Here is a 15,222-nt window from a genome sequence, read left to right on the forward strand (position 1 = left end):
GGGGCTGCTGCCTCGGGGGCCGGGCCCGTCACCGTGATCGCCAGCCGGATGGGCTGCTGGCACTCGCGGCTGAGCGCTTCGGTGATCAGCGGCGAGAGGCGGCCCTCCAGGACCCCCTTCGCATATTCGTTCGGAACGCCGAGCAGCGCGGTACCGGAGACGAGGACGAGGGGCTGGCAGTCCCGCAGCCAGCGCTGGTCCTTGGCCTCGACACCCTGTCCCTCGCGCAGGAGCTGGTCGAGCACCCGTGGCCACACTGCGGCAAGATCGGCAGGTAGGTCAGCCACGGGGCACGCTCTCTCACTCGCTGGGTGACGGGTCACTCGCTGTGTGACGGTCGTCCGGTGATCGACCAGGTCCCACGAATGCATGTTTCTCGGGACGGTCGGGAAGGAAGGGAAGTTCGGCCACGGTAGTCACGCGGACGTGCCCCGTTCAAGTCGTTGTCCACAGGCTGTGCACGAGTGCAGTAGCCGGGCGGCGGGGTGGGAGCGGCTGCCGGGCGGGGCCCGGGTGACCCGTCGGCGCTGGTTTGACCGGATGGCATAGGCGCGCGTACCGTAACCAGGTCGAGTGTCGACGGCTGCTGCCGCCTGCCTCCGATGGGCAAGATCGCCGGGTCTCTCCCGAACGATCATGAAGCGGTGCACACTCGGGCGTTGCGAGCTACTCGTGGGCGCACGGTGACAGCCGGTCGACTCCCCACACCCCGTCCCGCGGTGACCGTGGGACACGAAGCATCTCTGGAGCCCCCGAGTGAGCAAGCGCACCTTCCAGCCGAACAACCGCCGCCGCGCGAAGACCCACGGCTTCCGGCTGCGCATGCGGACCCGCGCCGGCCGCGCGATCATCGCGAACCGTCGCAGCAAGGGTCGCGCCCGCCTGTCGGCCTGAGCAGCCTGACCACAGGTCCATGACGTGCTGCCTACCGACAACCGGCTGAGGCGGCGCGAGGACTTCGCGGCCGCGGTACGCCGAGGACGCAGGGCCGGGCGCCCGCTCCTCGTCGTCCATCTACGCAGTCGAACGGACCCGCATGTGTCGGGGGGAGAGGTTCCCCCGGTGCGTGCGGGTTTCGTCGTGAGCAAGGCCGTCGGCAACGCGGTGATCCGTAACCGTGTGAAGCGGCGTCTGCGGCATCTGCTGCGGGACCGCCTGTTCCAGCTGCCCCCCGGTAGCCTTGTCGTCGTACGGGCGCAACCGGGCGCGGCGGACGCGGACCACGTGGAACTGGCCCGCGATCTGGATGCCGCGCTGCGGAAGCTGCTCAAAGGGTCCCCTCGCTCGGCTGCCCCGGGGGACAGCCCCCGGATTCCCGGCCGTGAACCGGGAGGGAGAGCTCAGTGAAGTACCCGCTGCTGTGGTTGATCAAGCTGTACCAGTGGACCATCAGTCCGATGCTCGGCCCGGTGTGCCGGTACTACCCGTCGTGCTCGCACTACGGCTACACGGCCATCGCCCGCCATGGCGCCGTGAAGGGAACGGCGCTGACAGCCTGGCGCATTCTGCGCTGCAATCCGTGGTCGCCCGGTGGCGTCGACCATGTCCCCGCCCGGAAGCACCCGGTATGGCACCAGCGGATCCGCTCCCGCTGGCAGCAGCACCGGACCCAGTCCAACGCCCAAGGAGCTTGATACGTGGACACGATCCTGAGTCCTCTCTATACCGCTGTCTCCTGGATCATTGTCCAGTTCCATTCGCTGTTCAGCCTGGTCTTCGACAAGAACAGCGGTTGGGCCTGGGGTCTGTCCATCTTCTGCCTGGTGGTGCTGATCCGGATCTGCCTGATCCCGCTCTTCGTGAAGCAGATCAAGTCGACCCGGAACATGCAGGCGCTCCAGCCGAAGATGAAGGCGATCCAGGAGCGCTACAAGAGCGACAAGCAGCGCCAGAGCGAAGAGATGATGAAGCTCTACAAGGAGACGGGCACCAACCCGCTCTCCAGCTGCCTGCCGATCCTGGCGCAGTCGCCCTTCTTCATCGCCCTCTTCCGGGTGCTCAGCCACATCGCCGGCAACAAGCCGGTGGGCGTCCTCGACGCCTCGCAGGTGGACAGCGCGCGGAACGCCAAGATCTTCGGTGCGCCGATCGCCGCGAAGTTCCTGGACAGCGCCGACAAGGTGCAGGAGCTGGCCGCCTCGCTGACTGATGTGCGCGTCGTCACGGTCATCATGATCGTCCTGATGTCGGCGTCGCAGTTCTACACGCAGCGCCAGCTGATGACCAAGAACGTCGACCTGACGGTGAAGACGCCGTTCATGCAGCAGCAGAAGATGCTGATGTACGTCTTCCCCATCATGTTCGCCGTCTTCGGTATCAACTTCCCCGTCGGTGTCCTCGTCTACTGGCTGACCACCAACGTGTGGACCATGGGCCAGCAGATGTTCGTGATCAAGCGCAACCCGACCCCAGGCTCGCGGGCCTTCCAGGAGCGCCAGGAGCGGCTGCGTGCCAAGGGCAAGCTCAAGGAGGACCCGAAGGAGGTCGAGGCGCGTGAGGCCGCCGAGGCGGCCCGGGTCCGGCGGCAGCAGCCGAAGCGGCAGACCAAGGCGCAGCGCCAGAGCGGCGGCTCGGTCGCCACGGGCACCAAGAAGGACGACTCCCCCTCGGATTCCACGTCCCTGGAGAAGTCCGGTCCGAAGGCCGACCAGAAGCAGGGCGGCCAGTCAGGCCGCGAGCAGTCGGGCCAGAAGGGCGCCGGTCAGAAGCAGGGCGGCGGGTCCAAGGCGGCAGGCCAGGCCAAGTCGGGCCAGCAGAAGTCCGGCCAGAAGAAGTCCGGGCAGCAGCGCAAGGGCCCGCAGCGTCCCAAGCACCCCTCCAAGAAGTGAGCACCGAAGGAGTCCCCGCCGTGACGGACACGACTGCCCCAGAAGGCACCGAAGCCGACACCGACACCCTGACCCGCCTGGAACAGGAGGGTGAGATCGCGGCCGACTACCTCGAGGGACTTCTCGATATCGCCGACCTGGACGGCGATATCGACATGGACGTCGAGGCCGACCGCGCCGCGGTTTCGGTGATCAGCGAGGGCTCGTCCCGCGATCTGCAGAAGCTGGTCGGCAGGGACGGGGAGGTGCTGGAGGCCCTCCAGGAGCTGACCCGGCTGGCCGTGCACCGGGAGACCGGCGACCGCAGCCGGCTGATGCTGGACATCGCCGGGTTCCGGGCCCGTAAGCGGGAAGAGCTCGCCGAGCTGGGTGCGAAGGCGGCGCAGGAGGCGGAGAGCAGCGGCGAAGCCGTCAAGCTGCGTCCGATGACGCCGTTCGAGCGCAAGGTCGTGCACGACGCGGTGAAGGCCGCCGGACTGCGCAGCGAGTCCGAAGGCGAGGAGCCGCAGCGCTGCGTGGTCGTACTCCCGTGACGGAGCGGTCGGGGGAGCCCCAGGGGCAGCAGGCGGAGCTGCCGCCCGCTCCGGAGGCGGCGCACAAGGCGTTCGGGGACAGCCTGCCCGCTGTCGAGCGGTACGCGGAGTTGCTGGCGGATGCCGGAGTACGCCGCGGACTGCTCGGTCCGCGCGAGGTGCCCCGGCTGTGGGAGCGGCACCTGCTGAACTGTGTGGTGCTCTCCGAGGTGGTGCCCGAGGGGGTCACGGTCTGCGATGTCGGCTCGGGTGCCGGGCTGCCGGGCATTCCGCTGGCGCTGGTACGGCCTGACCTGGAGATCACGCTGCTGGAGCCGCTGCTGCGGCGGACGACCTTCCTTCAGGAGGTCGTCGAGCTGCTGGGGCTCGACCATGTGACGGTGATGCGCGGCCGCGCCGAGGAGATGCTGGGCACGCTGCCTCCGGTCCACGTGGTGACGGCCCGCGCTGTGGCGCCGCTGGACCGGCTGGCCGGCTGGGGCGTTCCGCTGCTGCGACCGTACGGCGAGATGGTGGCCCTCAAGGGCGACACCGCCGAGGAAGAGGTACGGGCCGCGCGGGACGCGCTGCACAAGCTGGGCGTCGTGGAGACGACGGTGGAGCAGATCGGCCGCGGCCTGGTCGATCCGCCCTCGACGGTGGTACGCGCCAGGGTCGGCGAGAGCCCCGGCGGGGTGCGCTTCGCAGCGCGCCGCGTCAAGGCCGAGAAGGCGGCCCGGGCCGGTGGCCGCTCGCCGCGAGGCGGACGGCGGCGACGCTGAAACGTCAGGGACGGTCGCTCGGTGGTGTTGACTGCCGGGCGGCCGGTCGACGCCGAACCGCTGATTCGGTTACTCCATAAAAACGCTTAAGGCCTTGCGGAGCGGAGTGTCGCGGCGGTCACCGTCGGGTGCGTGTGCATCGTGTTTCACGTGAAACGCCGCTCTCTGTTGCACGGAATCATCAACCGAGGCCGCGCTGCCGCCGGCGCGCGCGGCCAGACCGCCCATGAGCCCCGCTCGGACGTGGAGTTGTCCACAAGTGAGCGGGGCTCGCTGGTTCACGGGACCGAAAGCATGGGAGGCTCTGTTCATAGCGAGCCTGATGTTGAGGAGAGTGAACCGTTGCGGTCCGACGCCAACATCGCGGGACCGATGGCCGACCCGGTCCCCGGTCCCCGCACAGAGCCGGGGGATACCAGCGCGGGTGGGGTCGCTCCCCGCGGTGACGCGGCACGTGAGACGCCACCGCCTATGGATGACACGCCGATCGGCCGTGCGGCCCAACAGGCGGTCGAAGCGATGAACCGCGCTGGGGAGGGCCTTCCCCGCCCCGCCCAGACACGGGTCATGGTCGTCGCCAATCAGAAGGGCGGCGTCGGCAAGACCACCACGACGGTGAACCTCGCCGCCTCGCTGGCCCTGCACGGGGCCCGCGTCCTGGTCGTCGACCTCGATCCGCAGGGCAACGCCTCGACGGCGCTGGGGGTCGACCACCACGCCGAGGTTCCGTCGATCTACGACGTTCTTGTGGAGAGCAAGCCGCTCTCGGAAGTCGTCCAGCCGGTGCCGGACGTGGAGGGGCTCTTCTGCGCGCCAGCGACCATCGATCTCGCCGGTGCGGAGATCGAACTCGTGTCGCTGGTCGCGCGGGAGAGCCGCCTTCAGCGCGCGATCGAGGCATACGAGCAGCCGTTGGACTACATCCTCATCGACTGCCCGCCCTCGCTCGGGCTGCTGACGGTGAACGCACTCGTGGCCGGCGCCGAGGTGCTGATCCCCATTCAGTGCGAGTACTACGCGCTGGAAGGGCTCGGCCAACTGCTGCGGAACGTCGAGCTGGTGCGGGGCCATCTGAACCCGCGGCTGCACGTCTCGACCATCATCCTCACCATGTACGACGGCCGAACCCGGCTGGCGTCGCAGGTGGCGGAGGAGGTGCGGGGCCACTTCGGCAAGGAGGTGCTGCGCACCAACATTCCGCGGTCGGTGCGGATTTCCGAGGCGCCCAGCTATGGGCAGACGGTCCTCACCTACGATCCGGGCTCCAGCGGTTCGCTCTCCTACCTGGAGGCGGCCCGCGAAATCGCCCTGCGGGACCCGCACGTTGAGCAGGCACAGCAAGCCCAGCAGCAACTTCAGATCCAGCAGGCGCAGGCCCAGCAAGTACACGCACAACACACACAGCAAGCACAGGCACAGGCACAGCACGGCAGCATGGCGGAGGGGACTCAGTGAGCGAGCGACGTAGGGGTCTGGGGCGGGGGCTTGGTGCACTGATCCCGGCGGCTCCAACGGGAACGGATTCCGTTGACTCCTCCGAGAACGAGCAGCAGAAGCCGAACATGACGGGAGGCTCCACCTCCCCCACCGCTGTTCCGGTCCTCGCCCCGGAGCAGGGCGTACGGGGGGTGGCGGCGGCCAAGGTCGCCGCGCTCTCCCAGCAGGAGAACGAGGACGAGGTTTCACGGGACGAGCCCGTTTCACGTGAAACGGCGCCATCGGCCACCGTGGAGGGCGGTGTTCCCGACGAGGCGGGTGCGTTCTTCGCAGAGGTGCCGCTCGACGCCATCACGCCGAACCCACGGCAACCCCGTGAGGTCTTCGACGAGGACGCGCTGGCCGAACTGGTCACCTCCATCAAGGAAGTTGGCCTCCTCCAGCCCGTGGTCGTCCGGGAGCTCAAGCCGGGCAGCTTCGAGCTCATCATGGGTGAGCGCCGCTGGCGGGCCTGCCGTGAGGCGGGACTGGAGCGGATCCCGGCCATCGTCCGGGCCACCGATGACGAAAAGCTACTGCTGGACGCGCTGCTGGAAAACCTGCACCGTGCACAGCTCAACCCGTTGGAAGAGGCTGCCGCCTACGACCAGCTTCTCAAGGACTTCGACTGCACCCATGACGAGCTGGCCGACCGTATCGGCCGTTCCCGTCCGCAGGTGTCCAACACGCTGCGACTGCTGCGGCTCTCGCCGGCCGTCCAGCGCCGGGTGGCTGCCGGAGTGCTCTCCGCGGGCCACGCGCGAGCTCTGCTGTCTGTGGAGGACGGTGAGGAGCAGGACAAGCTGGCCCACCGCATCGTGGCCGAAGGGCTCTCGGTGCGGGCGGTGGAGGAGATCGTCACGCTGATGGGCGGCAAGCCCAAGGGCAGCACCAAGCCCAAGGGCCCCCGGGCCGGTGCCCGGGTCTCCCCCGCCCTGGACCACTTGGCCGGACGGCTCTCGGACCGCTTCGAGACGCGGGTGAAGGTCGACCTCGGCCAGAAGAAGGGCAAGATCGTGGTTGAGTTCGCTTCTATGGAGGACCTGGAGCGCATCCTGGGGCAGCTCGCTCCCGGGGAGGGCCGGGTGCTGGAGCAGAAGCTCGCCGAGGGCGGCGACGCCGACGGCGACGAGGAATCCGATCCCTCGTAGAGCGAAACCGATCGATAGGGGCCCGGACGACAGCCGTCCGGGCCCTTCGATGTGCCCGTGACAACGGAAAAAACCCGCCGACGAGTTGGTCGCCCCACGGATACGATGTCTGTCATGGGGCGACAGCTCGTTCCGCTCACGCTGGACAACCTCCCGGACCTGCCGAAGCGCTGCCGTGGGTGCACCTTCTGGGAACTGGATCCGGTCAGTGGTGAGGAGGCGAAGAAGGCGGGGCGGCCCGATCTGGAGAAGGAAGCCTGGATCTCCGCGGTGCTGCTGGAGTGGGGCTCCTGCGGTCGAGTCGTCTATATCGACGATGTAGCGGCCGGCTATGTGCTCTACGCGCCTCCGGCCTATGTGCCGCGTTCCTTCGCCTTTCCCACTAGCCCCGTCTCCCCGGACGCGGTGCAGTTGATGACGGCCTCCCTGCTGCCGGAGTTCCAGGGGCAGGGGCTGGGGCGGGTGATCGTGCAGACCGTGGCGAAGGATCTGCTGCGGCGAGGGTTCAAGGCGATAGAGGCGTTCGGGGACACCCAGTGGGCGGAGCCGGCCTGTCTACTGCCTGCCGACCATCTGCTCTCCGTCGGCTTCAAGACCGTGCGCCCGCATCCCCGCTATCCCCGGCTGCGGCTGGAGCTGCGCTCCACCATCTCCTGGCGTCACGACATGGAGCGGGCGCTGGACCAGTTGCTGGGCAAGGTGCACAGCAAGGAGCCGGCGCTGCGGCCCCTGTGAGAGGGCAGGGGCGCTGAGCACGACTGAGGGGCGCCGTTTCACGTGAAACGGCGCCCCTCATGCACCTTGGGCAGTGACGAAGCGGCCCTCAGCCGATGAACTCCGAGAGGTCCTTCTCGATGGCAGCCTTCGGCTTGGCGCCGACGATGGTCTTCACGACCTCGCCGTTCTGGTAGACATTCATCGTCGGGATCGACATGATCCCGTACTTGGCGGCCACGCCCGGGTTCTCGTCGATGTTCAGCTTGACCACGGTCAGCTTGTCGGCGTGCTCGGCGGCGATGGCCTCCAGCGACGGAGCGATCTGACGGCAGGGGCCGCACCAAGCCGCCCAGAAGTCGACCAGAACGGGCTTGGCGCTCTTCAGGACGACCTCGTCGAAGTCGGCGTCGGTCGCGGTCATGGTGGCACCGGCCATGGTGCTTCTCCTCATTCTCTGTTGACTGCGGGTCGGGTGGGGGAGTTGGCGAGGGGACGGGGCCGGACTCCTCGGGGCTGCCGCCTCAGACGGCTGCCGCGGTCTTCTCCGGCTCCGGGGTCTCCTCGGTGGCCACATCGGTGAGCGCGGCCAGATACCGCTCGGCGTCCAGTGCCGCGGAGCAGCCGGTGCCCGCCGCGGTGATGGCCTGGCGGTAGGTGTGGTCCACCACGTCGCCCGCCGCGAAGACGCCGGGGACATTGGTGCGGGTGGAGGGAGCGTCCACCTTGAGGTAGCCGTCCTCGTCGAGGGTCAGCTCCTCCTTGAAGAGGTCCACGCGCGGGTCGTGGCCGATGGCGACGAACAGGCCGGTCACATCCAGCTCGCGGGTCTCACCGTTCTTCGTGTCACGCAGCGTCAGACCGGAGAGCTTGCCGTCCTTGCTGTGGATCTCGGCGACCTCGCTGTCCCAGGCGAAGGAGATCTTCGGGTCGGCGAAGGCGCGCTCCTGCATCGCCTTGGAGGCACGCAGCGTGTCCCGCCGGTGGACCACGGTGACCGAGGCCGCGAAGCGGGAGAGGAACGTGGCCTCCTCCATGGCGGTGTCACCGCCACCCACGACGGCGATGTGCTGCTCCCGGAAGAAGAAGCCGTCGCACGTGGCGCAGTAGGAGACACCGCGGCCGGAAAGCTCCTCCTCCAGCGGCAGACCCAGCGTGCGGTGCTGGGAGCCGGTGCTGACGATCACGGTCCGGGCGCGGTGCACAGTGCCGCTGGAGTCCGTGACCGTCTTCACCGGGCCGGACAGCTCGACGGCCGTGACGTCGTCCGGGACCAGCTCGGCGCCGAAGCGCTCGGCCTGGGCCCGCATGTTGTCCATGAGCTCCGGGCCCATGATGCCCTCTTGGAACCCGGGGAAGTTCTCGACCTCGGTGGTGTTCATCAGCGCCCCGCCTGCGGTGACGGAGCCCTCGAACACCAGCGGCTTCAGCGACGCGCGGGCGGTGTAGAGCGCAGCCGTGTATCCGGCGGGGCCCGAGCCGATGATGATGACGTTACGGACGTCGCTCACGGGTGTCTTCCTTGTCTGCCGACTGCTTCCGGGATCTTCTGCCGAGGCTTGCACCCCGTCCAACGGATCCTACGGGGCAGACATTCCCGGGCTCGCGTCCGCGTGTCACCCGCGCGGGTAGGTGCCCTTGAACAGCACCTTCCCGGGTCCGGACGGGTCGGCGCTGACACAGGAGGGGTCCACCAGGTAGGCGTCGACCAGTCTCGGGTTACCGCCCTGGTGGGGCAGGACGACCAGATAGCCGGAGCGGTTCTCGAAGGTGGCGTCGGCGTCCACGGCCAGCGGGGTCTCCGAGCGGTGGATCCCGTCACGTACGCAGGACGGCACCCCCTCTCCGGCTCCCATCCCATCGTCGCGGAGCGTGTTCCCGTCGCTGCTGGGGCTCTGCTTGGTGTCGATCGAGGGAGAGTCGCTGGGCTGCGCGGAGCCACCCGGCGCCTTCCGGGAGGGGGACGACGACTGCTGGCCCGAGAGCAGGTGCTGGACCCGCTTCCGCAGCCGTTGGTCGTCGCTGCTGCCGCCGGCATCGGTGTCTGTGGGCGCAGTGGAGTTCGGGGGCGCGTCGGGGACCTGCTTCTTCCCCGTCTCCGATTTGGCGGTGCCCGAAGCCGTCTCGGTGGGCGCGGGGTTGGACAGCGCCCGGACGGTGATCCCACCGAGCGTGAGGGCAGCCATGGAGGCTGCCACCACGAGCACGATCGTCCGCTTCCGTCGGCGGGGGTTGACGGGGATGGTGGCGGTCGCCGTTTCACGTGAAACGGGGGCCGGGGTCGTGGCGCGAGCGGGTTCCTCGGAAGGCTCGGCGGGGTTCCGCGCCGTTTCACGTGAAACGGCGTTGTCAGGGGAAGCGGACTCGTTCTCCCCCAGCGGCGTGGCCGACAGTATGGCCTCCGCCGCGAGGGCCGCGTCGATGCGGCTCGCGACGTCCTCCGGCATCCGGGCGGGGCCGGGGAGGGCGCCCAGCGTCTCGCGGATCTCCTCCAGTGAGGCGTGCACGTCGGCGCAGAGTGCGCACTCGGTCAGGTGGGCGCGGAGCGATTCCTGGCGCTCGGCGGCCAGGATGCCCTCGCTGAGTGCGGAGATCTCGGTGACCTCCGGGTGCTCGCCGTTCGGGACAGGAGTGGCTGTCATGTCTGTCCCCCTCCCTTCACGGCGCCGGAACCTGTGGTGTCTTCCTGCTGGGTCTTCCGTCGAGCCTTTCGCGGTGCCTTCGGTGGTGCCCCTCTTGGTGCTGGGACGGACGCACCCGAGGAGGGGTTCCCTTCGCCGCTGCCACTGTGCTCGGCGCCACCTTTGCCGTCGGCGCCGCCGCCGTCTGTGCGGCCGCTACCGTCTGTGCGGCCGTTGCCGCCCGTGCGGCCGTTACCGCCCGTGCCGCCGCCGTCCGCGCCACCGCCGCCGGGGCGCAGGTGGGAGACGAGCGGGAGGAGTCGGGCGCGGCCTCGGGCGCAGCGGCTCTTGACGGTACCCACGGCCACGTCGAGCACCTCGGCGGCCTCGGCGACGGGGTAGCCCTGCATGTCCACCAGCACCAGCGCGGCGCGCTGCTCGGCCGGCAGCTCGGAGAGCGCGGTCACCACCTGCTGCTGGACATCCTGGCGCTCGACGGGCGCAGCCGCGGACTCGTGCGGTTCCAGGAGCTGTTCCATGCGCTCGGTGTCGTCCGTGAGCGTCGACCGGCGGGAGGCGGCCTTGCGGGCGCGGTCCAGACAGGCATTGACGGTGATGCGGTGCAGCCAGGTCGTGACGGCGGACTGGCCGCGGAAGGTGTGCGCGGCGCGATAGGCGGAGACGAGGGCGTCCTGTACGGCGTCGGCGGCCTCCTCCCGGTCCCCCAACGTCCGCAGGGCGACTGCCCACAGCCGGTCCCGGTGTCGCCGGACGAGTTCCCCGAACGCCTCCGGGTCGCCCGCGACGTGGCGGGCGAGCAGTTCCTTGTCGTCCGGCCCGGCTATTCCGTCGGGCGCGCCGTCGCTCGCCATCTGCCCCTCCCCTCACCCTGCCGCGCCCACAGTCGGAAGCGGCGTCCGCGGCCTCAGCCGAGAACCTGGACCTCCGTGACGCGACCACGGTAGTTGCCGTCGTCGGTGAGCGGGAGCTTGGTGAGCCACAGGAGTACGTAGCGGGTCTTGATGGGCTTCTTCGCCTTCAGCACGAGGTGGTTGCCGGAGCCGCTCGTGACCTTGCTGAAGCTGCTCAGCGACGAGGGCCTGTTGGTGACGCTGCTCGGCGCCGCCAGGAAGCTTGCGGAGGTCTTGCCGATGAAGTCGACCTTGAGCCGGCTGACCTGCCGGGCCTTGCCCAGATCGAGGATGAGGCCGGCACCGGACTTCAGATTGCCGAACGTGGCGTGGCCGATGTACTTGTCCGTGAGCCAGTAGGTGCCGGGCTTGCCGTCCACGGCGTCGTTGGCCCGCTCGGGCTTCTCGCGGCCGTCCGAGCTCTCCGGGTCGAAGTCGTGTACGTCCTCGATCGCGACGGGCTTCCCGGTTCCGGCGGCGTTGTCGGGCCCCTTCACCTGCTTCGTGGTCTTCTTGTTGGTCGACGGCTCGCCCTTGAGCAACGCGTCGGCGACCTGCCAGCTGCCGAGCCCGAGCGCGGCGATCAGCAGCGCGGAGACCCCCCACTTGAGGACCTTGCCGGTACGTCCGGGCAGCGTGGGAGGTGGCGGCGCTTCGGCACCCCGCCGGGCAGCGGGTCCGCCCGGGGCCGCACCTCCGGGACCGCCCGACGCGGAGAGGCCGCCCTGCTGGTAGGCCGGGCGCTGATACGGGGTCGGGGTGGCGAAGGAGGGCTCCGGCGGGCGGATCCTGGGCAGCGCGGAGACCGCCTTGGACAGCTCCTCCGGGGTGGTGCAGGGCTGCTCCTGCCGCGAGGCGGTCGCGCCGTCGTTCACCAGGGCGCGCATCGCCAGCGTGGAGAGTCCGCGGTGGACGCCCGCGCGGAGCTGCTCCGGCGCCACGAGGGTGCCGAGGTCCAGCGAGCCGACGCCGGGCAGCCCGTGCGCGTCCTCCTCGTACGGCCAGCGCTGGGTGAGCGCCGCGTACAGCAGGGCGCCGATGGCCTCGGTGTCGTCCCGCTGCGGGTGGTCGCTGGTGACGCCACGCAGCGCCGCGTTCACGGCGAGCCCGCGGATGCGGTACTGGCCCATGCCGGTGCGCAGCACGCAGGATGGCGTCAGCCGCAGATGTGCGAGCCCCTCGCGGTGGGCGGCGGTCAGTGCCTGGGAGAGCTGGCTGACGAGCTGATACGCCTCGTGCGGCTCCAGCGGGCCGGCGGTCAGCAGCTCGCTGAGCGGCACGGCGTCGGGCAGCCACTCGTGGACGACGTAGACCAGCTCGCCCTCTTCGACCGCGTCCAGGACCTGCACGAACCGGGGATCGCCGAGCAGCGCCGCCGAGCGGGCCGCGGCCAGCACCTGGCGGGCGCGGGCGTGCCCGGCGGGCAGCACGTGCACCCCGACGGCGCGGCGCAGCTTCTCGTCGACGGCTCGCCAGCTGCTGAAGCCGTCGAGGCGGGTGACGCACTCTTCGAGGCGGTAGCGCTTGGCGAGCTTGTGGCCACTGTGCAGCTCGGGCACCCGCAGATCGGTGGGTGCCTTCGCGCCGCCGTCCGCCTTCTCGCCGTCCGTCTTCTCGCCGTCGGCCTCGTCGGCGTCGGTCTTGTCTGCGGCGCCTTCGTCCGCGTCGCTCTTGCCGACGAGGGCGGTGGCGGAGGGCTCGACTTCTGAGGACAGCTCAACTTGCGGTGAGAGCTTGGCGTCTGTGGAGGAGGCGGCGTCTTCCGAGCCCGTGGCGCCCGTGGAGCCTGGGGCCTCGTCCTCGGGACCGTCTGCGGCTTCGTCCGTGCTGTCGTCGGAGTCCTGGACCGGTTCCGGGCCGGCCGGTGACGGCTTGTCCGATGACGGCTTGGCTGCGCTGCTCCCTTCGGGGGACGAGGCGGGAGACGTGGCACCGGGAGGGTCCGTCAGTGGTGTGGTGTCGGAGGGGTCGGCCGGGGGCTCCTGGTGCGGGGAAGTCCCGGCGTTGTGGCTGTATCCGTTCGTCGCGTCCGTCGCACCGTCGCCCGTGGCCCCGTCCTGCTGGGCGGTCAGCGGTTCGCCGTTCGCACCGCTGGTCTCGGCCACGCCGACAGCGGCTGTGCTCCGTTCCGCCACCGTCGTTCCTGCCTCCCCATCCGTAGTGGCCGTTTTCCTGGAAACGGCCAAAAACATTGTGCCTACACCTCGCCGCTATGCACGACACGCGGGGGCGAATGATGGTTGTATACGCCGGTTTCCCGCCGAGTTTTCATCGGCCGAGTCTGGCGCGGACCATGCCGAGCATCGCCGTCATTTCCTCGATGCGCATGCGCTTCGCCGCTAGGACGAAAACCACGCCCAAAACGATCCCTCCACCCACCAGGGCGGCGATCGAGCCGAAGGTGCCGGCGCCGAGTACGTGGGTGACGCCCCAGGCGGCGGCGCCCGCGGCGATCGTGGCGGGGACACTGGCGCCGGCCAGCCGCGTGTACGTACGGACGACGTGCCGCCCGTCGAGGTCGCCGCCCAGCCGGTTGCGGAGCCGCCGCCAGGCCACACCGACGCCGATGATGTAGGCGAGCCCGTAGGAGGCGGCCATTCCGACGACCGCCCAGCGCGAGGGCAGCACCAGGAAGCACAGCCCGGACGCGGCGGCGTTGACGGCGGCCACTATCACCGTGTTGAAGAACGGGGTGCGGGTGTCCTCGTAGGCGTAGAAGGCGCGCAGCACGACGTACTGCACGGAGAAGGGGATCAGGCCGAGGCCGAAGGCCATCAGCATGTATCCCATGGAACGAGCCGCGTCCACGCCCGCCGAGCCGTAGATCATCGTGCACATCGGGATGCCGAGCGCCACGAAGCCGAAGGCGATCGGGACGATGGCGACGGCGGAGTTGCGCAGCCCCTGGGAGATGTCGTCCCGCACGGCGCCGGTGTCGCCGTCGGCGGCGGACCGGGAGAGCCGGGGCAGCAGCGCGGCCATCACCGAGACGGTGATGATCGCCTGCGGCATGTTCCAGATGAGCTGGGCGTTGGAGTAGGCGATGTAGCCGGTGCCGGAGTGGCCGTCCTGTGCCGCCGTGTCGCCCGCCCAGGTGGACAGCTGCGAGACGACCAGCACGCCAGCCTGGTTGGCGAGCACGAACAGGATCGTCCACTTGGCCAGCTTGGCGGCCTTGCCCAGGCCGTGGCCGCGCCAGTCGAAGCGGGGCCGGATACGGAAGCCGGCGGCCCGCAGATACGGGATCATCGCCAGCGACTGCACCACCAGGCCGAGCAGGGTGCCGACGCCCAGCAGCCGGACGCCCTCGGGCGGGATGGTGTTGACGGTCAGGTCGGAGGTGTCGGCGGTGCCGTACACCCACAGGAACATGCTGATCGTGGCGATGATGACGATGTTGTTGAGGACCGGGGTCCACATCATCGCGCCGAAGCGGCCCCGCGCGTTGAGGACCTGGCCCATCACCACGTGGATCCCCATGAAGAAGATCGAGGGCAGGCAGTAGCGCACGAAGGTGATGGTGACCTCGTTGGCGGCCGGGTTGTCGGCGAGTTTGACCGACATCAGCCGCACCAGGACGGGCGCGGCGAACACGGCGGCAACGGCCAGCCCGCCCAGGATCACCGCGACCAGCGTCAGCAGCCGGTTCGCGTACGCCTCACCGCCGTCGCCGTCCTCCTTCATGGCGCGGACGAGCTGCGGTACGAAGACGGAGTTGAGGCCGCCGCCGACGGTGAGCACGTAGATCATCGTCGGGAGGGTGATGGCCAGCTGGTAGCTGTCGCCCAGGGCCGAGGCACCGAGCGCGGCGACGATCATGGCGGAGCGGACGAAACCGGTGAGCCGGGAGACCATCGTGCCCGCGGCCATTATGGCGCTCGACTTGAGGAGTCCTCCCCCGCCGGACTTGGCGGGCGCGGCTGGTTCGGCGCCCGCTGCGGGCGGAGCCTTCGGCGGGGCCTCCTTGGGGGCGACGGTGCCGAGATTGACCGTCTGTGCCGAGGGCTCCTCGGCCGCGCCGGGCGCTCCGGGCTCGGGCGGGTAGGGCTGCGGCGGCTGGGTGGGTTCCGGGTGGAACGGTGGCTGCTGCGGGTGCTGCGGGTGCTGCGGGTGCTGCTGGCCGGCGGGGCCGTCGTAGGGCTGTCCGTAGCCCTGGCCGTATCCCGCGTCGAAGCCGCCGCCATAGCCGCCGGTGTACTGCTGCGCGGCGATCTCGCCGGTCCGCTC

Annotated in this window: 14 protein-coding genes and 2 pseudogenes; 9 read left to right on the plus strand and 7 right to left on the minus strand. The window is 69.7% G+C overall.

Going from position 1 to position 15,222, the window contains the following annotated elements; translation table 11 throughout:
* Positions 1–287: pseudogene (locus ITI46_RS27785) on the minus strand (chromosomal replication initiator protein DnaA); the annotation flags it as partial.
* A 469-nt stretch (positions 288–756) separates the two neighbouring features.
* Here ITI46_RS27785 and rpmH point away from each other — a divergent pair.
* The 9 genes and pseudogenes from rpmH (at position 757) to ITI46_RS27830 (ending at position 7,484) form a co-directional block, all read left to right on the plus strand.
* A complete protein-coding gene (rpmH, locus tag ITI46_RS27790; RefSeq protein WP_016472057.1) occupies positions 757–894 on the plus strand; it encodes a 50S ribosomal protein L34 in 138 nt (45 codons plus the stop codon).
* Between the two features lie 24 nt (positions 895–918).
* Positions 919–1,284 (plus strand): annotated as a pseudogene (gene rnpA / locus ITI46_RS27795) (ribonuclease P protein component); the annotation flags it as partial.
* A 59-nt stretch (positions 1,285–1,343) separates the two neighbouring features.
* Entirely contained in the window at positions 1,344–1,634 is a 291-nt protein-coding gene (gene yidD / locus ITI46_RS27800; RefSeq protein ID WP_209242663.1) for a membrane protein insertion efficiency factor YidD, read from the plus strand.
* A gap of 3 nt (positions 1,635–1,637) precedes the next feature.
* Positions 1,638–2,828 (plus strand): membrane protein insertase YidC, encoded by a 1,191-nt coding sequence (gene yidC / locus ITI46_RS27805; protein WP_209242664.1) that lies wholly within the window; start codon positions 1,638–1,640, stop codon positions 2,826–2,828.
* 20 nt (positions 2,829–2,848) lie between these two features.
* Entirely contained in the window at positions 2,849–3,361 is a 513-nt protein-coding gene (locus ITI46_RS27810) for a Jag family protein (protein WP_209242665.1), read from the plus strand.
* Positions 3,358–4,122: a 16S rRNA (guanine(527)-N(7))-methyltransferase RsmG gene (gene rsmG / locus ITI46_RS27815; protein ID WP_209242666.1), complete on the plus strand. Its 765-nt coding sequence runs from the start codon at positions 3,358–3,360 to the stop codon at positions 4,120–4,122. The genes ITI46_RS27810 and rsmG overlap by 4 nt, the downstream gene beginning before the upstream one ends.
* A gap of 294 nt (positions 4,123–4,416) precedes the next feature.
* On the plus strand, positions 4,417–5,577 hold the full coding sequence (locus ITI46_RS27820; RefSeq protein ID WP_280634840.1) for a ParA family protein: 1,161 nt from the start codon (positions 4,417–4,419) through the stop codon (positions 5,575–5,577).
* Complete coding sequence (locus ITI46_RS27825) at positions 5,574–6,749, plus strand: ParB/RepB/Spo0J family partition protein (RefSeq protein ID WP_209242668.1); 1,176 nt, start codon at positions 5,574–5,576, stop codon at positions 6,747–6,749. The genes ITI46_RS27820 and ITI46_RS27825 overlap by 4 nt, the downstream gene beginning before the upstream one ends.
* 114 nt (positions 6,750–6,863) lie before the next feature.
* Positions 6,864–7,484, plus strand: a complete 621-nt coding sequence (locus ITI46_RS27830) for a GNAT family N-acetyltransferase (RefSeq protein ID WP_209242669.1) — start codon at positions 6,864–6,866, stop codon at positions 7,482–7,484.
* Positions 7,485–7,572: 88 nt separating this feature from the next.
* On the opposite strand, the gene trxA is transcribed toward ITI46_RS27830, so the two are convergent.
* The 6 genes from trxA to murJ all read right to left on the minus strand — a co-directional run.
* Entirely contained in the window at positions 7,573–7,902 is a 330-nt protein-coding gene (gene trxA / locus ITI46_RS27835; protein WP_209242670.1) for a thioredoxin, read from the minus strand.
* Between the two features lie 85 nt (positions 7,903–7,987).
* The gene (gene trxB, locus ITI46_RS27840) at positions 7,988–8,974 is read right to left on the minus strand and encodes a thioredoxin-disulfide reductase (protein WP_209242671.1); all 987 of its coding nucleotides are present in this window, start codon (positions 8,972–8,974) and stop codon (positions 7,988–7,990) included.
* A 105-nt stretch (positions 8,975–9,079) separates the two neighbouring features.
* Positions 9,080–10,105: an anti-sigma factor family protein gene (locus ITI46_RS27845; RefSeq protein WP_209242672.1), complete on the minus strand. Its 1,026-nt coding sequence runs from the start codon at positions 10,103–10,105 to the stop codon at positions 9,080–9,082.
* Positions 10,102–10,956, minus strand: a complete 855-nt coding sequence (gene sigM / locus ITI46_RS27850; RefSeq protein WP_209242673.1) for an RNA polymerase sigma factor SigM — start codon at positions 10,954–10,956, stop codon at positions 10,102–10,104. The genes ITI46_RS27845 and sigM overlap by 4 nt, the downstream gene beginning before the upstream one ends.
* A 53-nt stretch (positions 10,957–11,009) precedes the next feature.
* The gene (locus ITI46_RS27855) at positions 11,010–12,710 is read right to left on the minus strand and encodes a protein kinase family protein (protein ID WP_247746695.1); all 1,701 of its coding nucleotides are present in this window, start codon (positions 12,708–12,710) and stop codon (positions 11,010–11,012) included.
* A 553-nt stretch (positions 12,711–13,263) separates the two neighbouring features.
* A partial coding sequence (gene murJ / locus ITI46_RS27860; RefSeq protein WP_247746690.1) for a murein biosynthesis integral membrane protein MurJ occupies positions 13,264–15,222 on the minus strand: 1,959 nt, incomplete at its 5' end.

The organism is Streptomyces oryzae (assembly GCF_017676365.1).
Lineage (GTDB): Bacteria > Actinomycetota > Actinomycetes > Streptomycetales > Streptomycetaceae > Streptomyces > Streptomyces oryzae.